18 protein-coding genes are annotated in these 22,198 nt (G+C 38.7%); 14 read left to right on the top strand and 4 right to left on the bottom strand.

The features are described from left to right. Nucleotides 1–72: 72 nt before the first annotated feature. The gene (locus RM541_RS09030; RefSeq protein ID WP_311499833.1) at nt 73–783 is read right to left on the bottom strand and encodes a LytR/AlgR family response regulator transcription factor; all 711 of its coding nucleotides are present in this window, start codon (nt 781–783) and stop codon (nt 73–75) included. Between the two features lie 172 nt (nt 784–955). On the opposite strand from RM541_RS09030, the gene rpsF reads away from it, so the two are divergent. From rpsF to RM541_RS09010, 4 genes are all read left to right on the top strand, one after another. Next, nucleotides 956–1,294, top strand: coding sequence for a 30S ribosomal protein S6 (gene rpsF / locus RM541_RS09025; RefSeq protein ID WP_311499832.1), 339 nt, complete (start codon nt 956–958; stop codon nt 1,292–1,294). A gap of 2 nt (nt 1,295–1,296) precedes the next feature. Then, entirely contained in the window at nt 1,297–1,596 is a 300-nt protein-coding gene (gene rpsR, locus RM541_RS09020; RefSeq protein WP_311484368.1) for a 30S ribosomal protein S18, read from the top strand. Nucleotides 1,597–1,608: 12 nt separating this feature from the next. Beyond that, the gene (rplI, locus tag RM541_RS09015; protein ID WP_311499831.1) at nt 1,609–2,058 is read left to right on the top strand and encodes a 50S ribosomal protein L9; all 450 of its coding nucleotides are present in this window, start codon (nt 1,609–1,611) and stop codon (nt 2,056–2,058) included. A gap of 68 nt (nt 2,059–2,126) precedes the next feature. After that, nucleotides 2,127–2,600: a DUF6495 family protein gene (locus RM541_RS09010; protein WP_311499830.1), complete on the top strand. Its 474-nt coding sequence runs from the start codon at nt 2,127–2,129 to the stop codon at nt 2,598–2,600. Between the two features lie 39 nt (nt 2,601–2,639). On the opposite strand, the gene RM541_RS09005 is transcribed toward RM541_RS09010, so the two are convergent. After that, nucleotides 2,640–3,881: an ABC transporter permease gene (locus RM541_RS09005; RefSeq protein WP_311499829.1), complete on the bottom strand. Its 1,242-nt coding sequence runs from the start codon at nt 3,879–3,881 to the stop codon at nt 2,640–2,642. 172 nt (nt 3,882–4,053) lie between these two features. Between RM541_RS09005 and hisS the strand changes: the two genes are divergently transcribed. Beyond that, nucleotides 4,054–5,430, top strand: coding sequence for a histidine--tRNA ligase (gene hisS / locus RM541_RS09000; RefSeq protein ID WP_311499828.1), 1,377 nt, complete (start codon nt 4,054–4,056; stop codon nt 5,428–5,430). 339 nt (nt 5,431–5,769) lie between these two features. On the opposite strand, the gene RM541_RS08995 is transcribed toward hisS, so the two are convergent. Continuing rightward, complete coding sequence (locus RM541_RS08995; protein WP_311499827.1) at nt 5,770–6,723, bottom strand: aldo/keto reductase; 954 nt, start codon at nt 6,721–6,723, stop codon at nt 5,770–5,772. A gap of 178 nt (nt 6,724–6,901) precedes the next feature. Between RM541_RS08995 and RM541_RS08990 the strand changes: the two genes are divergently transcribed. Next, nucleotides 6,902–7,471 (top strand): hypothetical protein, encoded by a 570-nt coding sequence (locus tag RM541_RS08990; protein WP_311499826.1) that lies wholly within the window; start codon nt 6,902–6,904, stop codon nt 7,469–7,471. Between the two features lie 7 nt (nt 7,472–7,478). On the opposite strand, the gene RM541_RS08985 is transcribed toward RM541_RS08990, so the two are convergent. Next, on the bottom strand, nt 7,479–8,675 hold the full coding sequence (locus RM541_RS08985) for a GAF domain-containing sensor histidine kinase (RefSeq protein WP_311499825.1): 1,197 nt from the start codon (nt 8,673–8,675) through the stop codon (nt 7,479–7,481). A 280-nt stretch (nt 8,676–8,955) separates the two neighbouring features. On the opposite strand from RM541_RS08985, the gene nirB reads away from it, so the two are divergent. The 8 genes from nirB to RM541_RS08945 all read left to right on the top strand — a co-directional run bounded on the left by nirB (nt 8,956) and on the right by RM541_RS08945 (nt 21,672). Then, nucleotides 8,956–11,460 (top strand): nitrite reductase large subunit NirB, encoded by a 2,505-nt coding sequence (gene nirB / locus RM541_RS08980; RefSeq protein ID WP_311499824.1) that lies wholly within the window; start codon nt 8,956–8,958, stop codon nt 11,458–11,460. Nucleotides 11,461–11,478: 18 nt separating this feature from the next. Next, entirely contained in the window at nt 11,479–11,859 is a 381-nt protein-coding gene (gene nirD / locus RM541_RS08975; RefSeq protein WP_432264671.1) for a nitrite reductase small subunit NirD, read from the top strand. A 15-nt stretch (nt 11,860–11,874) separates the two neighbouring features. Beyond that, nucleotides 11,875–12,465, top strand: coding sequence for a DUF4202 domain-containing protein (locus RM541_RS08970; protein ID WP_311499823.1), 591 nt, complete (start codon nt 11,875–11,877; stop codon nt 12,463–12,465). Between the two features lie 9 nt (nt 12,466–12,474). Then, a complete protein-coding gene (locus RM541_RS08965) occupies nt 12,475–14,292 on the top strand; it encodes a sensor histidine kinase (protein ID WP_311499822.1) in 1,818 nt (605 codons plus the stop codon). 50 nt (nt 14,293–14,342) lie between these two features. Further along, nucleotides 14,343–15,005 carry a response regulator transcription factor gene (locus RM541_RS08960; RefSeq protein ID WP_311499821.1) on the top strand — a complete coding sequence of 221 codons (663 nt, stop codon included), beginning with the start codon at nt 14,343–14,345 and terminating at the stop codon, nt 15,003–15,005. Between the two features lie 182 nt (nt 15,006–15,187). After that, nucleotides 15,188–16,609 (top strand): MFS transporter, encoded by a 1,422-nt coding sequence (locus tag RM541_RS08955; RefSeq protein ID WP_311499820.1) that lies wholly within the window; start codon nt 15,188–15,190, stop codon nt 16,607–16,609. 102 nt (nt 16,610–16,711) lie between these two features. Next, nucleotides 16,712–20,233, top strand: coding sequence for a molybdopterin-dependent oxidoreductase (locus RM541_RS08950; RefSeq protein WP_311499819.1), 3,522 nt, complete (start codon nt 16,712–16,714; stop codon nt 20,231–20,233). Beyond that, nucleotides 20,230–21,672, top strand: coding sequence for a rubredoxin (locus tag RM541_RS08945; RefSeq protein WP_311499818.1), 1,443 nt, complete (start codon nt 20,230–20,232; stop codon nt 21,670–21,672). Before RM541_RS08950 ends, RM541_RS08945 begins: the two co-directional genes overlap by 4 nt. Nucleotides 21,673–22,198: the final 526 nt, after the last annotated feature.

Here is a 22,198-nt window from a genome sequence, read left to right as displayed (position 1 = left end):
TTATAGGTAAAGGAGAGGAGATATGTGGAGTAAATAAAAATCAGAACCTGTAGGGAGGTCCTGTTATTTATATTATTGAATAGCACTTAGAGCTTCTACAAGGTTGTTTTTCTTATGCCTGCTAAGAGGTAATTTCTGCTTATCAATTTCAATATTTTTGCTATTGTACCTTTCTATTTTTTCAAGGTTAACAATATAGGACTTATGGATACGCAAAAAGCGGTCGCTGGGTAGTTGCTTCTCAAAAGACTTCATAGTGGCCAGGACTACAAAATTATCTTTTTCGGTTATAAATTTCACATAATCTCCCAGAGCCTGTATATACTTAAGCCTGTTAAGGTAAACTTTCCGGTTTTTAAGATTACTTTTTACAAAGATAAAATCTTCATCTTCCGGTGTTGCGTTCTGGTGTTTAAGCTTAAAAAGATTAATAGCTTTACTTACCGCGTTATTAAAGCGCTCCTTATTAACCGGTTTGTGTATATAGTCCACCGCATCATAATCAAAGGCTTTAAACGCATACTTAGTTTTCCCGGTAACAAAAATGATCTGTGGTTTATTAGGAAGGTCGTCCAGAAGCTCGAACCCCGAAAGGATTGGCATTTCAATATCAAGAAAGATAAGGTCGGTTTCGTTATCCAGCAGTCCATTCTTAGTTTCGATGGCATTATTATATTCGGCCACCAGCTTTAGGTGAGGATGATCCTTGATGAGTTTGACGATGGATAAACGTTGCAAACTCGAATCATCTACGACTGCACATTTGAGTAGTATTTCTTCCACGCTGTAATTAGGATAGGTTAGGTATTAACAATATTAATCATTAAATTCGTCAAATACAAAGACAAAGCTAATTTTCATCGTTAAAAAATGAGTTTTTATCCTTTTTAATAAGGCTTTGTAAATATAAATATTAGTTCTATTTTTGCAGCCAATTTAATTAAAACAAATTTTTATGAATCGTTATGAAACTGTTTTCATCTTGAATCCCGTTTTATCTGATGATCAGATAAAGGAAACAGTTAAGAAATATGAAGAATTTCTTGTTTCTAAAGGTGCCAAGATGATAGCCAAAGAAGATTGGGGGCTAAAAAAATTAGCTTATGCAATCCAACACAAAAAAAGTGGTTTTTACCACCTGTTTGATTTTGAAGCTCCGGGAGAGTCTATTGAGCCGTTGGAGTTAGCATTTAGAAGAGACGAGCGTATGATGCGTTATTTAACTGTAAGGTTGGATAAGCATGCTGCAGCTTGGGCAGACAAAAGAAGATCACGAATCCAGGAAAAAGCGTAAGTATGGCTACATCTATTGAACAACAAGCGAAAGGAAAAAAAGACGGAGAGATAAGATATCTTACTCCTCTTAATATAGAGACTACCAAAGCAAAGAAATATTGTAGGTTTAAAAGGTCTGGTATTAAATATATCGACTATAAAGATCCAGATTTTCTTATGGGCTTGGTAAACGACCAGGGGAAATTATTACCTCGTAGATTGACAGGTACCTCTCTAAAATACCAGAGAAAAGTGGCTGTTGCGGTAAAGCGCGCCCGTCACTTAGCGTTAATGCCATATGTTGGTGATTTATTAAAATAAAAAGAGGCAATTATGGAATTGATACTTAAGAAAGACGTAGATAAATTAGGTTTTAAAGATGACGTTGTAAATGTAAAAAACGGTTACGGCAGAAATTTTTTAATTCCTCAGGGTTATGCTGAACTTGCAACTCCGTCAACCAGAAAGGTATTGGCTGAGACTCTTAAGCAAAGAGCTTACAAGGAACAGAAGAATATAGATGAAGCTAAAGCTCAGGCTGAAAAACTTAACAATATCGAGATAAAGCTTACTGCAAAATCAGGAGCTGGAGATAAATTGTTTGGTTCTATTACAGATGCAGATTTAGCTGAGGCTCTTTCTAAAGAAGGAGTAAGCATTGATAGAAAATACATTAGCATTGCAGGTGGAAACATCAAGCGTTTGGGACAGTACGAAGCAACTTTACGTTTTCATCGTGAAGTTATTTCAAACTTTACCTTCGACGTGGTAGGTGAAGCCTAATCTATTTTACTTATAATTTTAAGCCTGCTCATTTATGAGTAGGCTTTTCTTTTTTCAGGAATATCATTATGAAGTATAGCAGACTAACAAAGGAACAATTCGAAGAAATGCACCAGGAGTTTATTAATTTCCTGGCGACGCAATCTATTACTGCGGAAGAGTGGAAAGATATAAAAGTAAATAAACCTGAAGTAGCCGAAAAAGAACTTGATCTTTTTAGTGATCTTATCTGGGAAGGAGTTTTAAATAAAGTTGAATATCTTGAACACTTTTCTCCCAACCAGATGTTTATGTTTCATATTACTGCCGCTACAATTAACCTCATTGCGGTTAAAGTTGAAAGTCAGGAAATCGATATAACTTCCAAGACCGGTTACAATTGGTTGCGCAGTAATCTTATGGACGATTCTGTAACTATTTATACTTCAACAAAAGCTATGAGCGACGACCGGAATAAAGATATCTTTGCACTTATTCGGCAGGGAGCAAATATTACGAAAGGTGATTTATACCGGTATTTTGAAGATGTGGTGCAGGAGTAACTTTCAATTGACAATTATGAATTAACAATTGTCAATTCTTTATTCGTATCTCAACGATTCAATAGGATCCTGTTTTGCAGCCTTTATGGCTGGGAAACTTCCGGCAAGGATCGCCACTACGATAGTAATTGCTGTTGCCCAGATAATCGCAACCCAGGGAGTCGTAAAGTCAAATTCTGCAAATTTTGCCACTCCGTAACCAATTAATATTCCGAGTAAAATTCCGAGAATTCCACCCAGCTGACCGATTAAAAGAGTTTCGATAAAAAACTGACCTGCAATTGTACCCTTTTTAGCTCCCAGTGCTTTCCTTACCCCAATTTCGCGGGTTCTTTCGGTAACAGAAACCAACATAATATTCATAAGTGCAATTGAGGATCCGAAGATCGTGATTATAGATATTCCCCAGGCTGCATAATTTAGATATTCTGTAATAGAAAGAATTCGGTTTATAAGGTCATCACTGCGCTGGATTCCGAAATTATTTTCTTCTATTGGATTCAGTTTTCTTATATTTCTGAAGGTAATAATTGCTTCACTCTGCGCGCCTTCCAAATATTCTTTATTATTTACTTTTACACTCACGTTATAGTTAATATACGGCTGTGTAAAAAGCGAGCGTGCCTGCTGTATTGGAATAATTACCCGTAAATCCTGATTATTCCCAAAAGTAGAACCTTTTGATTCTAAAATGCCGATGACCCGGAATTTTGCTCCCCGAACACTAATAATTTTATCTACCGGATTTTGGCCATTAAACAAACCTTCTTTAAAATCGGCACCCAATATGGCAACATTATTATTGTTCTGAAGATCAAAAACGTTGAAATCCCGCCCTTCTTCAATTTTAAGTCCGGAGTTGTCGAGAAAATTTTCGTTTGCACCTATCACAGCCACTTCAGGATCTGTTTTTTCATTGGCATGTTTTATTTCCGCAGCATTGGTACCGGTAAAAGAAACTGCAGTCTGGGAAAAAGGATAGGCAAAATTTTCTTCGAACTTTTTTACTTCCTGATAAGTAATCACAGGATTCACCTTTTGTCTTTCACCACCGCCGCTTCTCTGAAAAGTAATATCGTAACGCTGAATATTAAAAGTATTCGCTCCCATAGATGCAAAATTGTTCCCTATGGTGTTTTCTAAAGCCGCAACAGCACTTAAAATCCCAACCAGCGCTGTAATTCCTATAGCAATAATAAGAACCGTAAGAATCGTTCTAAGGGATTGACTCCTAATAGAAGTTAAGGCAATGCGTATATTTTCTTTTAGTAATGAAAACATGAAAAATTATTTCGATCTTAAAGGTTAGACTCAGGAAAAACAGTATTGTTACTTAAAATTTAAAATTTGTTCAGGTTCGTACAAAAATTAAGATATTTGCACTCCTGTTAGGCTGATGCATGAGTCTAAGATAACCAAATTAAAACAGCGGCATGAGCCGTCATTATTTTTTATGGCACAAAAACCTTCTATTCCAAAAGGCACAAGAGATTTTTCACCGGCAGAGGTGGCAAAACGAAACTACATCATTGAAAATATTCAGCATCAGTTTAAGAAATTTGGGTTTCAACCTATAGAGACTCCGAGTTTTGAAAATTCTGATACATTGATGGGCAAATATGGAGAAGAAGGTGACAGGCTCATTTTTAAAATTCTGAATTCCGGAGATTTTCTTCGGAAGGCAGACGAAAAGGCTTATTCGGAAAAGAACAGTCTTCAAATAACCTCTTCAATTAGTGAAAAAGCCCTGCGCTACGACCTTACTGTTCCTTTTGCGCGTTATGTGGTACAACATCAAAATGAGATAGAATTTCCTTTTAAAAGGTATCAGATCCAGCCCGTTTGGAGAGCAGACAGGCCGCAAAAAGGAAGGTTCAGAGAATTTTTTCAGTGCGATGCAGATGTAGTTGGGAGTGACAGTTTATGGCAGGAAGTTGAATTTGTACAGCTGTACGATGCTGTTTTTTCAGCATTGAATTTAAAAGGAGTGACCATAAAAATCAATAATCGTAAAATTTTGTCTGGTTTTGCTGAAGTTATTGGTGAAAAAGACAAATTAATCGACTTTACAGTTGCTTTGGACAAGCTGGACAAGATTGGCGAGGAAGGCGTAAAGAAGGAAATGCTCGAAAAAGGCATTTCTGAAGCTGCCCTGGATAAAATTCAGCCAATTTTCAGTTTGAAAGGTGATTTTTCAGAAAAAATCGAGGTTTTAAGGCAGATTCTGGCTACTTCAGAAACCGGAAAAGCGGGAATTGAAGAGCTGGAATTTATTCAGAAGGCCATTTTAAGCATGCCCCTTAAAACGGCAATTATCGACCTTGATGTAACGCTGGCGCGTGGACTCAATTATTACACCGGCGCAATTTTTGAAGTTGCCGCACCACAGCAAGTGAAAATGGGATCTATTGGCGGCGGCGGTCGTTATGATGATCTTACCGGAATCTTCGGACTTAAAAATATGAGCGGAGTAGGCATTTCCTTTGGCTTGGACCGTATTTTTCTTGTTCTGGAAGAGCTGGATCTCTTTCCTCCAGCCGTTACTGAAAACACGAGAGTACTTTTTATCAATTTTGGTGAAAAAGAAGCGCTGTATGCTCTTAAAGCTGTGCGAAAACTCCGGGAAGAAGACGTGACTGCGGAACTTTTTCCCGATTCGGCTAAAATGAAGAAACAAATGAACCATGCCAATAAACGGAATATTCCGTTTGTGGTATTGGCAGGAGAAGAAGAAATGGCTCAGGAAAAATATACGCTGAAAAACATGAAGTCTGGAGATCAACAAAAGGTAAACGCAGAAGAACTGAGGGCAATACTTTCTGCTAATTGATCTCGCTACTATACAAGAAGCAAGAAAAAATAGAAGAGAAAGGAAAGCAAAAAAAATAGATAATTGAAACAGAAATATAGAAGAGTATATTAAAAATGTCAATTATCGGTTCTCAGGAAGTATTACCACCCCGGCCTACGGCCACCCCTCCTTAAAAAGGAGGGGAGCAAAACCACCCCGGCCTACGGCCACCCCTCCTTAAAAAAGGAGGGGAGCAAAACCACCCCGACCTGCGGTCACCCCTCCTTAAAAAGGAGGGGAGCAATATAAAGTTTTTGTTTATTTAAACTCCAAACTCCGAACTCCGAACTCCGAACTCCGAACTTGAAACCTGGAACCTTAATATGCACTTGCATTATTCAGCCGTTGCATTTGCTCTTCAGATAAATTTATATCCATAGCCTCGAAAAAAGCTTTTAAGTGAGATTTCTTTGTAGCGCTGGCAATAGGAGCAGTTATGCCGGGTCTTTCTATGAGCCAGGCCAGTGCTATGGCAGCTTCAGAAACCATATGTTCATCAGAAATTTCATGAATTACCTTCAGGATATTTTTGCCTCTCTCATCGAAGTAGTCTTTTAAGAACATTTCCCGTTCTTTGCCTTTAATGTCTTCTTTATTCTGATATTTTCCCGTGAGGAACCCACTTGCCAGTGAGAAATAACTTAACACTGATAAGTTATTCTCTTTACAAATATCTCTGATTTTTCCTTCAAATTTCCCTCTTACCATAAGGCTATATTCTGGTTGAAAAACTTCATATTTCGGCAGATTCTCATTTTTGGAAGCATCTAAAGAAGCCTGAAGTCTTTCCGGAGAGAGATTGGAAGCTCCTATGTATCTCACTTTTCCCTCTTTTATCAGCTGCTGATAGGTTTCCAGCGTTTCTTCTACCGGGGTTTTATCATCATCCCAATGTGTATAATATAGATCGATATAATCAGTCTGCAGGCGTTTTAAAGAATCTTCTGAAGCTTTTAAAATATGAGAGCGGGAGATGTCTTTGTCTCCTCCCTGCTGCATGCTCGAGCCAGCCTTGGTGGCAAGGTTTATCTTATCGCGTACCCTGCGCTCCTTCATCCATTTGCCTATAATACGCTCAGATTCTCCTCCATCATTTCCTTCTGCCCAGCGGGAATAAACATCTGCTGTATCTATAGTTGTTAGCCCTTTTTCTAAAAGTTCGTCCAGCATCTTAAATGATTTTTTTTCATCCAGCGTCCAGCCAAAGACGTTTCCGCCAAAGACGATGGGGGCGGTTTTAAGATCTGTATTTCCGAGCATTTTGTATTTCATAAGACGAATATTTTTGTGCATCTCAAAATAACAACTCTTTAAGGTAAAGCAAGCATGATCACGATAATTAGCAAATTTTTAACCTGATTTTGGACTTAGGAGTTACTTCTTGAGATTTTTTTAAAATACATCTGCCGGACTTTTTGTTATCTTGAAAGGAATTCAAAAACAGTCAAAAATGAAAAGCTCAATAGCAGGTTTAATCTTATTATTAATCCCATTTATTTCAGTTTCTCAAATCACAAATACCACAGATAAATTCTCCATTACTCCTGAGGGGTTTACGCAGTCGGTAATTCGTGAATATAGTGGAAAAACAGATTCAGATTTGCATGAATCTATCTTTCTATGGGCAAAATACACCATAGATAACTATGAAGAAGCCCTTGTGAGGGATGTTCCTTATGAATATTTAGAATTCCGGATGTTTGTGCCTCAGGGGATTGTCCTGGAAGATAATGGGGAAATTTACCAATGGGATGTGATAATGGATGTCGGATTTAGGTTAAGGGATCAGGAGATTCGCTACGATATTGGCCTTGTAGAAGTAAGCAGTCCAGATGCGCCAACCTTTGCTCTTGAAGGAGACCCCACCGAATGGTCATTTTTCGACAATGATGGAAAAACCCGTTCTTTTAATAAAGAGGCACAGGAACAAATAAATTCAATAGCCAATAATATTATACGCTCTGTCTCGGCTTATGTAAACCGGGATGCGACCATACCTGCTGAAGAATCAAAGGAATAATCCGTTTCTAATTACAAGGCATAATAAAGGTGAAAGTAGTTTTCTCTTCTGTAGAATCTACCTGGATTTCTCCTCCATGAGCTTTGGCAATTTCAGAGGAGATGTATAGACCAAGGCCCAGACCGCCACTACTGGATTCGGAATCCTGCCTGTAGAAAGGATCAAACAGATGCTTTTTTACTTCCGAAGCAATCTTGTCTCCTGCATTACTTATGGCAAGTTTAAAATAGCCATCCTCATTATATGCCTTTACTTCTATAGGTTGATTATCATAACCATGTTTAATGGCATTACCCAGCAAATTCGAAAATAACTGCGCTATACGGTCTTCATCACAATAAAAAGATTTTCTTATATCTATAGTAGACTTTATTTCCTGGCCTGGCGCCACGGCAGCAATTTCCACCAGTACCTGATCTAGTGTATTTTTGAGCGAATCGTGATCTTTTACTTTGGTTAATTTAATACCATCTCCTAAATGTCCACGTGCAAAATCCAGCATATTGTCAATTAGTGCCTGCATGCGGTAGGACGTAGATTTGATGGTGGATGCGTACTTTAGTGCTTTTTCATCTGTGGAAAGATGTAGTAAAAGGTCTGAACACATCCTGATTGTCCCTAAGGGATTTCGAAGATCATGTCCTAAAATTGCAATAAATTTTTCCCGTAATTCAGCAACTTCACGTTCTTCTTTAAGTTCAGTAGTTTTCTGTTCAAGATTTTCCACAGCATCAAGATGGAAAGAAAGAAGATCTGCGAACAGCTTAAACATTTCTATAATCTTGGAATTATTGACCTTAGCAGGTTTAGGATCCAGGGCGCATAAGGTTCCGAAAAAAGATTTGTCCTTCTTATATATAGGAATTGAAATATAACTCTGGAAGCCATATAGTGAAGGAGTTGGATGATTACAGAAGGTGTCGTCTTCATCTACGTGGTCTATGACGACCGGTTTGTAACTCTGCCGTACCTCGTGGCAAAAAGTGGTTTCAATTTTTAATTCGTCACCTGCCTTTAATCCGAAAGAAAGTTCATCTTTAGTGCTACAGGCCAGCCATCGATCCTCGGTTACCCGGGCGATTACGGCAAAACCCATACCGGTCGTCTGGCATATTACGTCAAGAATAGATGGAACAATAGAAATACGGTTTACCGCGTCGATGTCAGCCTGAAACTCATGTGGCTTCTCAGTTATAGAACCCATAAAAATGGTAGATATTTAAAATAGTTGATGCTAAAATAATAAATAAAAATTATATCTATAAGGCCTTGTCGCTACAATGAATGAGTGAACACAATATTAGTTTATAGTGCCGAATAATTTTAGTTCAAATTAAAGATTTACAATTTTTTCTTATACCTGAATGTCTTTTCTATTTCTTATCGCATCATAAATTACGATTATGGAATTTAACTGAAAAATTTAAAAACTAAGTATAAGTACTAAGTATTTTTATCTATATTTGTTTTGTAAATACTTAGATATGAAAAAAATTATAATTGTTGGAAATGGTATGGTTGGATATAAATTTTGTGAAAAATTAATGGCCAGTCATAAGCGGGAGGAATTTGAGGTAACGGTTTTTGGGGAAGAACCACGTTCAGCATATGATAGGGTTCACTTAAGTGAATATTTTTCTAATGAGTCACCAGATGATCTCCTATTAGCTCCTTTGAGCTGGTACAGTGAAAATAATATAGAGTTACGTACATCAGAATTAATTAGTGAAATTCATCCCGGTCAAAAGCAGGTAGTTACGTATAAAAAGCACGTATTTGAATACGATTATCTTGTTCTGGCAACGGGATCTTATCCTTTTGTTCCTCCCGTGGAGGGTTCAGATAAAGCTGGTGTTTTTGTTTATAGAACTATAGAAGACCTGGATGCCATGAAGGCCTATGCATCAAAACTTAAGGAGCAGGGAAAAAACAGGGCAGCTGTACTCGGTGGTGGATTGTTAGGTCTTGAAGCTGCAAATGCAGCTAAGGAACTTGGTTTAAAAACTGATGTCATAGAATTTGCTCCCAGGCTTATGCCACGGCAACTTGATAAACCGGCGAGTGAAATGCTCAAGGCAAAAATCCAGAGCATGGGTATAGGTGTACATCTTGAAAAAGCTACTATAGAAATTGCCGGTGAAGACGGAGTGGAACGTATGGATTTTTCTGATGGTACTTCCCTTCAAACAGATATGCTGATTATATCTGCAGGAATTCGACCTCGTGATGAACTTGCTGTAAAGTCCGGAATTAAGACCGGAAAAAAAGGCGGGATCTGGGTAGATAACAGAATGAGAACTTCAGAAGAACACATTTATGCTATAGGAGAAGTGGCGCTTTATAATGAGGGTGTCTACGGTCTCGTGGCTCCAGGTTATGATATGGCGCAGGTAGCTGTGGAGCAGATTACCGGAGGCGACAAATTAATGGTGGATGTTATCGATATGTCTACGCAATTGAAACTTATAGGAACAGAGGTTGCAAGTTTTGGAGATCCTTTTATAGATAATGATGATGTCGCTACGATTGTTTATGAGAATAAACGTACTGGTATTTACAAGCGAATTAATATAAGTAAAGAAGGCGATAAATTACTTGGAGGAATTCTTATAGGAGATTCTTCAGATTATAATAATCTGTTTCAGATTTTTATAAACGGGATGAAACTTCCAAAAAATCCTGAAGATTTAATAATCCCGTCCAAAGATGGTAGTGGTGCTGTTGGCAGTGCCATGGACTTTCCCGATTCTGCACAAATTTGCTCTTGTGAAAGTGTTACTAAAGGTGCTATTTGTAAATCTATAGAAAGTGGTGAGTGCACCGATCTCGCAGATGTAATTAAGTCAAGTAAAGCCACCACAGGATGCGGCGGGTGTAAGCCGATGGTGGTGGACCTGGTAAACGGCTCTCTAAAAGCAATGGGGAAAGAGGTAAAGGAAGTCCTTTGCGAACATTTTCAGTTTAGCAGACAGGAGCTTTACGACCTTATCAAGATCAATAAAATCAAAGATTATAATGAGGCGCTCAATCTCTTCGGAAAAGGGGACGGTTGTGAAATTTGTAAACCTGCTCTTTCTTCAATTTTTGCGAGTATTTATATGGAAACTGCCAACAGGCAGGTGACCATTCAGGATACGAATGATAAATTTTTGGCCAATATTCAGCGAAACGGAACCTACTCTGTAGTGCCACGTGTTCCCGGAGGAGAAATTACTCCCGAAAAACTGATGGTCCTGGGCGCTGTTGCAAAAAAATATGATTTGTATTCTAAGATTACAGGAGGACAACGTATTGACCTTTTTGGAGCAGAGCTACATCAATTACCACACATCTGGAAAGAATTAATAGACGCAGGTTTTGAAAGCGGACATGCATATGGTAAATCCCTTAGAACTGTAAAAAGTTGTGTTGGATCCAGCTGGTGTAGATATGGAATGCACGAAAGCGTGAGTTACGCCATAAGAATAGAAGAACGATACAAAGGATTACGATCTCCACACAAACTAAAAGGAGGTGTATCGGGATGTATTAGAGAATGTGCAGAAGCCCGGGGAAAAGATTTCGGAATTATTGCAGTAGAAAGCGGTTGGAATTTATACGTCTGTGGTAACGGCGGTGCAACTCCAAAACACGCCATACTTTTAGCAGAGCAACTGGATGATGAAACCTGTATAAAATATCTGGACAGATTCCTTATGTACTACATTCGTACTGCGCCGCCACTTATGAGAACCGCTCCCTGGCTGGAAAAACTTGACGGCGGAATAGAATATCTTAAAGAAGTGGTTATTGAAGACTCTCTTGGTATTGCTGAAGAGCTGGAGCAGGAAATGCAGGAACTGGTAGATAATTATGCCTGTGAGTGGAAGGAAGCTATTGAAAATCCCGAAATGATGAAAAGGTTTAAACACTTCGTGAATTCCGAGGATTCCGATGATAACCTGGAATTTGTACCTATGCGTGATCAAAAAATGCCTAAAGCCTGGTAGGCGATTAAATCTTAAGATATGATAGATAATTTAATTCAGAACTATAAAACTGTAAATGAAGCAGAAGTCAAAAACTGGTTTCATGCTGGAAAAACTTCAGACTTTCCTGAGGATGGCGGTGGATGTGTAAAATATGGCATGAAACAAATTGCCGTTTTTAATTTCTCCCGAAGATCCAAATGGTATGCATGTCAAAATCTTTGTCCGCATAAATTAGAGATGGTTATATCCCGCGGAATGATTGGAGATGCAAAAGGTACCCCGAAAGTTGCCTGTCCATTGCACAAGAAAACATTCTCCCTGGAGGATGGATCTAATCTAAATGGTGATGAATTTAAAATTGCTGTATATCCTGTGAAAATTGAAGAGGAAAATGTTTATATTGGATTCTCAGATTAAAATTCAGGGAAGTATATGAGCAAATTTGATGAGGCTATAGAGCGCATAGATAAAAAAAATTCCAAAGATCCACATAAAGAAGTTTATAAGGGAGAAACCTATCCCAAAGAACTTTTGTATTCTGAAAGAATGACCAAACAACTTCTGGAATTTGAACCGGAAGCTTCAGAGGAACTTCAAATTGCTGCAAGGGCTCAACATATTTGTCGCTGGCAAACTCCGCGGGATGAATATCCAATGAACAGAGTAGGTTATTTAAACTGGCGGAATGATCTTAAGAAAAAACACGCCGCTATTACTGGCGAAATTCTTGAAGAAGTAGGTTACAATCAGGATTTTATAAATAGGGTCGCTTTTTTAATTCAGAAGAAAAAGATTAAAAAAGATGAAGAAACCCAGACTCTGGAAGATGTTATTTGCCTTGTATTTCTTCAGTATTATTTAGCTGATTTTGAAGCGAAACTGAAAGATGACAGTAAGGATGATAAAATGGTCGATATTATTAAAAAAACCTGGGCAAAAATGTCTACAAAAGGTCATGAAGCGGCTTTAAAGTTAGCACTTCCTGACGAAACCGCAGCTTTGGTAACAAGGGCTCTTTCTTAATTTACTTCCATGCCAGGTGAAGGATTTTCCCTAGATCAAAAAACTTTTAAAAAGTTAAGCAGACTTTACATTCTTGCCTTAAGTGCAATTGCTTTTTCGGTAATTGTAAGCCAAATTCTTATTCATAGATATCTTAATGACCAGGAAAACGATTCCACGGTTGTGAATATTGCGGGTCGGCAAAGGATGTTGAGCCAGAAACTGTCTAAAGAAACTCTTAAGCTTTTAGTTACATTTAAGCAGGACGGGAAAATAAATATAAAAGACAGTATTAAGGCTACTCTGGAAATATGGCAATTTTCCCATCGGGCATTGAGGGAGGGAAATGACAGTTTGGAACTTCCGGGAAATAATAGTGCAGAAATCACAGCAATGTTTCGGGAAGTAGATCCTTACTTTGTAGAAATCACCAATGCTTCTGAAGCTATTATACGGCAACTTGAAGAGAATCCGCAGACTTCTGCGGAAGATATGCGTGATGAAATTGCTACAGTTGCAAAAAATGAAGCCGGATTTCTTCACGTGATGGACCAAATTGTAAATCAGTTTGAAGAAGAGGCCGGGGAAAAAGTTCGGAGACTGCAAAATCTGGAATGGCTCTTAATGGCCATTACGCTCCTTATACTTTTAAGTGAACTGCTTTTTATATTTCTTCCAGCTGCAAAGGGGGTGAGGGGAACCATTCACAAATTGCTTAAGGCGGAAAAAGATGCCAAAAAAATGGCAAAAGATGCTGATGAGTTAAGCCGTGCCAAGGAAAAATCTGTAAAGGAATTACGTGTTTTAAACCAGGCAATGAATCAAACCTTGCTTTTTGCGAGGTTGGATGTAAACGGTAATATTCTGGAAATGGGAGAAAAGTTCTCGAGACTTTTCAAATTAAGAAAATACGGAGAATATAATAAGTTCTCAGATTTACTATCGGCTAAAGAGGAAGAGAGAAAGCATATAGAGCACCTGCTGGAAGAAAACTTCAGAAAAGAATGGCAGGGAGAAGTAAAAGCAACTACAGAAGACGGCAGAACGGTCTGGCTGGAAATGGCACTGATACCATTTAGTGCTACTGCCGATAATTGGGAAATTTTAGTGATCGCTTCAGATATTACCACGCGTAAGGAAGCACAGATAGAGATTGAAGATTTAAGGCAAAAGAGATTTCAGGAAAAAATAAATCAGCAGAAACTGGTTTCCAGTAAGATTATTGAAAACCAGGAAAATGAGCAAAATCGTATTGCCAAAGATATACATGACGGAATTGGGCAAATGCTTACCGGCTTAAATTTTAACCTTGAGAGTATTGATGTTAAACAAACAGAAAAGGCAGCTAAGAAGATTGAAAATTTAAAACAGTTGACTGGGGAAATTATAAAAGGAGTGCGAACAGCTACTTTTAACCTTATGCCCCCGGAATTATCAGATTACGGAATTGTTCCTGCCTTAACCAAACTTACACAGGAACTTTCCAGACTAACGGGAAAAAATATTATCCTGTACGATAAAACAGGTTTTAATCAGCGTCTGGATTCCCTGGCAGAAATAAATATTTACAGGATTACACAGGAAGCAATTAATAATGCCATAAAGTATGCAGATTCAACGCATATTATCGTTTCTGTTTCCCACAGCAATACTATTTTAAGTGTAACCATAGATGACAATGGAAAAGGCTTTGAAAAACAGGAAACTAAATCTGACAGAGCAGATTCCGGTGGTATGGGAATGACGTTTATGAAAGAGCGAATAAAGTATATCCAGGGACGTCTTTTCGTGACTTCAGAAGTAGGTAAGGGCACGAAAATCACCTTGAACGTTCCAATATCAAAATAACTCCTCTTTACTAGAAATTCATTAATTTAGACTTGTAAAAAAAATCAAAAATGAGCAAAATACGTATAGTTCTCGCCGATGATCATGTACTGGTAAGAGATGGAATAAAAGCCTTACTGGAAGACGAAGCAGATATCGATATAGTGGATGAAGCTACAGACGGACTGGAGGCCCTGGAAGTTGTAAAAAAATCTGAACCTGATGTTTTGGTTGTAGATATACGTATGCCTGGCTTAAACGGAATAGAGGTGGTAAAGAAGATAAGAGAAGACAACTTACCGCTAAAAACTCTTGTTCTTTCAATGCACGATTCAGAAGAATATGTTTTGCAATCTGTACAGGTAGGTGCAGATGGTTACCTGTTAAAAGGAGCAAGTAAAGATGAATTTTTGAAAGCCCTGCACAGAGTAGCCGAAGGAGGTAAGTATTTTTCCGGAGATATTTCTTCGATCCTGGTTAATAATTTTTCCAATGGAAAAGCAGCTTCAACTCAAAAGTCTAACAAAACAGTTGAAGATCCTTTTAACCTTACAAAAAGAGAAACCCAGATACTCACCCTTGTGATGGAGGGAAAAAGTAATAAGGAGATAGGAGAGGAGCTTAATATAAGTAAAAGAACTGCTGAGGTACATCGTTTTAACCTGATGAAAAAGTTAGATGTGAAAAATCTAATTGAACTTACGAATAAGGCCAGGGAATATGATCTTGTGTAGAAATAATAAGATGTCCTGGCTAAGAAAATTTTACTTTCTTAATAATTTTTAGAATCTTGTTTTAGAGAATTATAGAAAAATATGGAATAAATTACTGAGTACATATTTTTTCAATAAATACGTATTTTTATAAGTATAAATTAAGTATAATTACTTAATTTAGCATTTATAAATCTTACGTCATGAAAAATTCAACTTCAACAAAAGCAACAAAATTCGATTTACGAAATATCCAAAGTGTGCCAATTCGTACCTTCTGGATTACTTCACTGGCATTCTTTCTATGTTTCTTTGCATGGTTTGGGGTAGTCCCATTTATGCCAGATGTGGTGAGGGACCTGGGAATGACTCCTGGACAAAAGTGGAATTCCGTAGTTCTTGCGGTAACGGGAACTGTATTTTCCCGATTATTAATAGGTAAACTTTGCGACAAATATGGTCCAAGGCTTTGTTATACCTGGCTTTTGGTTCTGGGGGCAATTCCGGTTATCCTTACGGGATTTGTGCAAACACCTTTTCAGTTTCTCATTTGTCGGTTATTAACAGGATTTATAGGAGCGTCTTTTGTAATTACACAGGTGCATACTTCCTTGATGTTTTCCACAAACGTTGTGGGAACGGCCAATGCAACTTCTGCAGGTTGGGGAAATCTTGGTGGTGGAGCAAACAGACTGGGAATGCCAATTATAGCCGCTATCGTTATTGGTTTGGGTGCTGCTGAAACAGAAGCATGGAGATATTCTTTAATCGTCGCCGGAATTTTATGTTTTACAATGGGTGTTGTTTATTATTTCTTTACTCAGGATACTCCTGAAGGAAATTTTAAGGATCTTGCTGAAACCGGTGATGTTCCAAAAATTAAAAAAGACCAGGAAGGGTTTCTTACAGCTATAAAAGATTACAGGGTTTGGATTCTCTTTGTAGTATACGCAGCCTGTTTTGGGATAGAACTTACGGTTTATGGAACAATGGATGATTATTTGCAAAACACCTTTCAGCTTGAAAGAATTACCGCCGGTAACATCGTTCTTTCTTTTGCTTTAATGAACATTTTTGCACGTACCCTTGGAGGTTTCTTCGGGGACAGGTTTGGAAAATCGAGAGGATTAAAAGGAAGAGTGGTATTCTTATCTTTTATAATGGTGGTCCAGGGGGTAATGCTGGCATCCTTTTCCAGTATTTCAACAATATATCTTGCTTTCGGATTCTTAATCTTATTTAGTCTTTCTGTACAAATGGCAGAGGGTGCTACGTTTTCTGTTGTACCTTTTATCAATAAAAAAGCAATTGGATCTATTTCGGGAATTGTTGGAGCAGGAGGGAATGTAGGTGCTTTCCTTGCTGCGATGTTGTTAAAATTTAAATCGGCTGCTTCAGAAAGGGCAGCAATTGCAGCTACCGAAGGGCTCGGCGAAGAAGCAATACGATCTGCACAGGCTGCAGCTGCATCCCAGGCGGTTTCCGAAGGTTATCTGTTAATTGGGTTAATAGTCGTCACTACAGGAATTGTGGCACTTGGTATTCGATTTTCAGTGAAAGATGAAAAAATTGCACAGGAAGAACTTCAGGAATCTTATGATAATACTGCACCTGCAAATGCTTAATTTTAAACTCTGAAAATTTAAATAGTAAAAGCTTTTCTGAAGGAACAATTATTTGAAAAAGTAATGTCTTTAGAAGAGCTTAAATTGAAAAATATTCGGCACATGCTCGAAAAGGAAGTAAAAAGTACATGTTCATATTGCGGAGTAGGATGTGGTGTTGTTGTAAAAAAAGACGCACGAAACCGCATAGAAGTGGAGGGAGATAAAAATCACCCTGTGAACAAGGGTATGCTTTGTTCAAAAGGAATGAATCTGGATTATGTTGTTAACGATACTTCAGACAGGATTTTATATCCCGAAATGCGCTGGAGCAGGTCTCATCCACGTGAACGTGTAAGCTGGGACGATGCTATGGAAAGGGCTGCAGGTGTTTTTAAATCTATTATACGAAAGCATGGGCCGGACAGCGTGGGGATTTACGTTTCCGGGCAGTGCCTTACTGAAGAATATTATATCGCCAACAAACTTACCAAAGGATTCCTGGGAACAAACAATATCGATACCAATTCGCGGCTATGTATGAGTTCTGCCGTGGTGGGCTACAAAAAAACTTTCGGCGAAGATTCTGTTCCCGTAAGTTATGAAGATATTGAGTTGGCAGATTGTTTTCTTATTGCCGGCGCAAATCCCGCCTGGTGTCATCCTATTCTTTTCAGGAGGTTAGAAAAGCATAAAGAGGAGAATCCGGATGTGAAAATTATCGTTGCAGATCCACGGAAAACCGATTCCGCAAATTTTGCAGACCTGCACCTTCAGTTAATTCCGGGAACCGATGTTATTCTGTATCATGCAATTGGCCGGCAACTGATAAAAAGAGGATATGTAGACAAAAATTTCGTAAAGAAGCATACTGAGGGTTTTAAGGAATACAGGGACAAGGTCATGTCCTTATCTTTAAATCAGTCGGCAAAATTATGCGGAGTTCCTGCTGGCGACATTAAGAAAGCAGCAACTATCATTGGCCGTTCCAAAGGCTTTATAAGTATGTGGGCTATGGGCCTTAATCAAAGTGCAGTTGGTTCTGATAAAAATTTCTCTTTACTGAATCTTAGCTTGGTTACCGGCCATGTAGGTAAGCCTGGTTCAGGTCCTTTCTCATTAACCGGGCAGCCAAATGCAATGGGAGGACGGGAAGTAGGAGGAATGGCGAACCTGTTGGCGGTGCATAAAGATCTTGCTAACGAAGAGCACAGAAAAGAAGTGGCGCAATACTGGGGCGTGGAAGAAATTTCTGCTAAACCGGGATATACAGCTACAGAAATGTTTGATGCGCTGGAAGAAGGAAAACTGAAAGCGGTTTGGATTATCTGTACCAATCCGGTGGTGAGTATGCCCAACGCAAGGCAGGCAGAGCGGGCCCTTAAAAATGCCAAATTTGTGGTAGTTCAGGATATTTCTCATAAATCTGACACTGTTTCTTATGCAGATCTGGTGCTTCCGGCAGCTGGATGGCTGGAAAAAGAAGGTACAATGACCAATTCAGAAAGAAGGATTTCTTATCTGAACAAAGAAATTCATCCTCCCGGCGAAGCCAGGCCAGATGTTGAAATTTTGTGTGATTTTGCGAAGAAAATGGGCTTCCGCGGATTCAATTATAACAGTACCGAAGAAATCTATAAGGAATATGCTGCTATGACGAAGGGTACAAAGATCGATATCTCGTACCTTAATTATGACAGGCTCAAAAACGAAGGCACTTTCCAGTGGCCTGTTCCAGAATATCGCCATCCGGGAACTCCGCGGTTATTTGAAGATAAACAATTTTATACACCCTCAAAAAAGGCAATTTTCAATGTTCCTGAAAGTGTGGAGAATACTTCTGCGAAGCCAAATGAAGAATATCCGCTGATCTTAACTACCGGAAGAATCCGTGATCAATGGCATACGATGACGCGTACGGGAAAAGTAGCCCGACTCAAAACTCATTATCCGGATCCTATCCTGGAAATGAATCTCGTTGATGCGTATCTGAATCATATAAAAGATGGTGACGTTACTGAAATTAAAAGTCCGAACGGTACAGTAAGAGTCCGTGCAAAGGTTAGCGAAAATGTACGGGAAGGAGTGGTGTTTCTTCCGATGCACTGGGGGAAAAAATTGAAGAATGATCTTAATCGTGCCAATAATTTAACCCACACCAAAGTAGATCCTATTTCGAAGGAACCCGATTTTAAGTATACCGCGGTTTCAGTTTCAAGATTTAGAAAAACAAAGGAGAAAATACTGGTAATAGGAGCAGGGGCGGCCTCTTTTAGGTTTATTCAGAATTACAGGGAGCATAACGGGGAAGACGAGTTGCACGTTTTTTCCAAAGAAGCACATCCTTTTTATAACCGGGTTTTACTTCCGGAGTATATTACTGAAGAACTTACCTGGGAACAGCTTTTAAAAATCAAGGAGAAGGAACTGCAAAAGCTAAGAATAAACCTGCATGCAGAAACCTATATCACTAAAATTGATCCCGAAGAAAAGCAGGTGGTCGATAATAAGGGAAATTCGCATACTTTCGACAAACTGATCCTGGCCACAGGTAGCCGCGCGTTTACTCCAAAAGACGCACAACTGCAACTTCCGGGAAGGTTTACGATGCGAAGTAAAGAAGATGCCGATAGCTTTAAAGCTTATATGGAAGCGACAAAACTTCCGCCGGAGCAGCAACATGTCGTGATCGTTGGCGGCGGACTTTTAGGTCTGGAACTTGCCGCGGCTTTAAAACACAAAAATCTTAAAATAACTATTGTTCAGCGTTCGTCGAGATTAATGGAGCGGCAGCTGGATCCTACTTCCAGCAAACTGCTGGCACAGGATGTTACCGAGCGTGGTATTCAGATTTATTTCGATAACGAAGTAAGTACTGTTTTTGATGATGAAGATACCAGGGAGCTGAATGTTACTCTAAAAAGTGGTAAAATAATCACTGCACATTCCATTGTATACGCAATTGGTACGCGACCAAATATAGAAATTGCCAAAGAAAGCGGTATCGTTTGTGGCCGCGGTGTGAAGGTGAACCAGCATATGCAGTCTTCCAATGCCGATATTTTTGCTTTGGGAGAAATTGCCGAGTTTGAAAATAAATTATTCGGAATAACATCTGCGGCAGAGGAGCAGGCGGCTATCCTTGCAAATTTCATGGCCGGTGATATTAGTAGTACCTACAAAGGTTCAGTTTTAATGAATATCCTGAAATTTAATGATCTGGACGTTTGCAGCATTGGCGATATCAATATTCCTGAAAATGACGACAGTTATGAAGAAATTGTCTTTACCGATGTCAGGAAGCGTTATTATAAAAAATGCATTGTAAAGGACGATCTTCTTATTGGTGCTGTGTTAATGGGAAATAAAGACGAATTCGCCGAATTTAAGAACCTTATAGAAAGCAAGATAGAATTATCAGATAAGCGGGACAAACTCCTGCGTGGTGCCGGTAACGAGAAGCCTGTTTTAGGAAGACTCGTTTGTTCCTGTAGCCAGGTAGGTGCCGGTAATCTTGAGGAAGCTATAAGTAAAGGTTGTACCAACTTCGAAGAACTTTGTAAACAAACCGGGGCGGGTCTTGGCTGCGGAAGTTGTAAAACCGAAGTCCGTGAAATACTGAACACATCAAAAGAACTGGCATGAGAAAAAATCTTTCAAGAATAATTGTAAAGGGCGGTGTACTTTCACCTGCGGAATTAAAAACCATAGCAGAAACTGCTGAAGGTGCCGGACTTAAAACCATCTCTTTTGGTTCCCGGCAGGATATTTTGCTTCCGGAAGCGACAGACGAGACAAACCTGGAGAAATTTGATAACTTATCCATCGTAAAGCCGAATTCAGACACTATAGAGAACATTGTTTCTTCCTATGTTTCAACAAATATTTTCCCCACTACGCCGTGGCTCACCGGGGATCGTTACCTGTACATTCTGGAACAAATTAGATTTGATCCGTTATTGAAAATTAATATTACAGAGCCTAGGCAAAGACTGGTTCCGTTGTTTACAGGACATTTAAATTTTATTGCTTCAGAACATGAAGATTACTGGTATTTGTACATCAGGTTACCGGAATGGGAAAAAGTCGAAATGTATCCTGCATTAATTTACAGCTGGGATATTGGGAAAATTGGGCAGGCAGTGGAGAATATTCTTCAGGAGGAGCCGGAAACCATAGAAATGATTTTTGAACTGGTGAACGATGCTGTCGATACAGAAAACCGAACAGTAGACAAGCCACTGGAAGTGCCGTTTTATCCTTTCCCATATTATGAAGGGATGAACCGCACGGGAACCGGAAAATACTGGCTGGGCTTATATTGGAGAAACAATAAATACGACCTGGAGTTTCTGAAGGCGATGTGTGACCTTTGTGCCGAGTCGAAAATCGGAAGAATTTGCATTACACCCTGGAAATCCTTTATTGTAAAGGGAATTCCCGAAGAGACAAAACTACAATGGGAGAAGTTGTTGGGGAAATTCGGGATTAATGTGCGCCATTCTATGCTGGAACTCAACTGGCATTTACCGGTAGCCAATGAGGAAGCATTAAGACTTAAAAAGTACCTCGTGGCTAATTTTGATCAGAATGATATTAGTACTTACGGGCTTACGTTTGGAATTGCCAATTATACAAGAAGAGTTTATTATTTCACTTCCATAGTAATAGAAAAGAACAAAACTCCGCAGGATTTATCCGATTTTGACATTCGGGATACCTTCAATCTGCTTTATGCACGGGATTTTGATCCAAATACACGTGAATATATCACCCATGTTCAGGATGTAGATAAAGTGGAATTGCCAAGCCTGCTCATGGAGTTGAGTCAGATGTATTTTGAGCAGCTTGGAAACAAAAAGGAAGAAGAAAAAGCAAAAGGCCCAAGAAAAGATGTGGTAGAAGCTGAGGTTTTTCAATGTCAGGAGTGCCTTACAGTTTATGACAAAGCTTATGGCGATGAGACGCAGGGAATCCCCGCCGGAACAGCATTTAAAGAGCTGGAAGATAATTATACGTGTCCGGTTTGTGAAGCTCCCAAAGCTGCTTTTAAAATGAAGGTATTTGTAAAGCAGGCCGATTAGGATTTGACGGATTTTCGTCTTCCTGCAAGGTTTTTAAAACCTATAGGTATTAAAAAGAAAAGCAAATAATTAAAAAAAATAATCCTGAATCTACCAAAGATCGATAATTGGCATTTTCAGGCCTCCGTTTACTACTGACAATTTTCTAAGAATTCTTTTTTCAGAGATAGCCGAGAAAGAGTCATTTGGTTTTTCCTTGGAAAATTTGGCTTAATTGACAAATTTTAAAAGTAAAAACGATTTTTATGAACAAGTAAGAGTTCTTCCTATTTTCAATGCGATTACTATTTATGCAAAAATTCAGCTGAAGGGGAATTGCCATAATAAACAATAATTTATCATCTAGCAATTCTAATTAGGGGAAGCTTACAACCTTAATTTCCTGTTATAATCTTCAGAATTAACCTTTAGGATAAATTTTTAGAAAAAAGTATAAGGTTTAGATATAAATATTATTGTTTTAACTCTTCTAAATGTTTTAAAAAAGCTTTTTCCAAAGCTGGATCTTTCTTTAAATCCTTATATT

It is taken from the genome of Autumnicola psychrophila (assembly GCF_031846645.1).
Classification (GTDB): domain Bacteria; phylum Bacteroidota; class Bacteroidia; order Flavobacteriales; family Flavobacteriaceae; genus Autumnicola; species Autumnicola psychrophila.
This window is presented reverse-complemented; position numbering and strand designations above follow the sequence as displayed.

Bases quoted from the DNA above. Each gene is read 5' to 3' on its own strand.
- RM541_RS09005 (WP_311499829.1), bottom strand. From the start codon at position 3,881: ATGTTTTCATTACTAAAAGAAAATATACGCATTGCCTTAACTTCTATT.
- nirB (WP_311499824.1), top strand. From the start codon at position 8,956: ATGAAAAAAATTATAATTGTTGGAAATGGTATGGTTGGATATAAATTT.
- RM541_RS08995 (WP_311499827.1), bottom strand. From the start codon at position 6,723: ATGAAATACAAAATGCTCGGAAATACAGATCTTAAAACCGCCCCCATC.
- RM541_RS08945 (WP_311499818.1), top strand. From the start codon at position 20,230: ATGAGAAAAAATCTTTCAAGAATAATTGTAAAGGGCGGTGTACTTTCA.
- RM541_RS08950 (WP_311499819.1), top strand. From the start codon at position 16,712: ATGCTCGAAAAGGAAGTAAAAAGTACATGTTCATATTGCGGAGTAGGA.
- RM541_RS08970 (WP_311499823.1), top strand. From the start codon at position 11,875: ATGAGCAAATTTGATGAGGCTATAGAGCGCATAGATAAAAAAAATTCC.
- RM541_RS08990 (WP_311499826.1), top strand. From the start codon at position 6,902: ATGAAAAGCTCAATAGCAGGTTTAATCTTATTATTAATCCCATTTATT.
- rplI (WP_311499831.1), top strand. From the start codon at position 1,609: ATGGAATTGATACTTAAGAAAGACGTAGATAAATTAGGTTTTAAAGAT.
- RM541_RS08960 (WP_311499821.1), top strand. From the start codon at position 14,343: ATGAGCAAAATACGTATAGTTCTCGCCGATGATCATGTACTGGTAAGA.
- hisS (WP_311499828.1), top strand. From the start codon at position 4,054: ATGGCACAAAAACCTTCTATTCCAAAAGGCACAAGAGATTTTTCACCG.
- RM541_RS08965 (WP_311499822.1), top strand. From the start codon at position 12,475: ATGCCAGGTGAAGGATTTTCCCTAGATCAAAAAACTTTTAAAAAGTTA.
- RM541_RS09010 (WP_311499830.1), top strand. From the start codon at position 2,127: ATGAAGTATAGCAGACTAACAAAGGAACAATTCGAAGAAATGCACCAG.
- nirD (WP_432264671.1), top strand. From the start codon at position 11,479: ATGATAGATAATTTAATTCAGAACTATAAAACTGTAAATGAAGCAGAA.
- rpsR (WP_311484368.1), top strand. From the start codon at position 1,297: ATGGCTACATCTATTGAACAACAAGCGAAAGGAAAAAAAGACGGAGAG.
- rpsF (WP_311499832.1), top strand. From the start codon at position 956: ATGAATCGTTATGAAACTGTTTTCATCTTGAATCCCGTTTTATCTGAT.
- RM541_RS08955 (WP_311499820.1), top strand. From the start codon at position 15,188: ATGAAAAATTCAACTTCAACAAAAGCAACAAAATTCGATTTACGAAAT.
- RM541_RS08985 (WP_311499825.1), bottom strand. From the start codon at position 8,675: ATGGGTTCTATAACTGAGAAGCCACATGAGTTTCAGGCTGACATCGAC.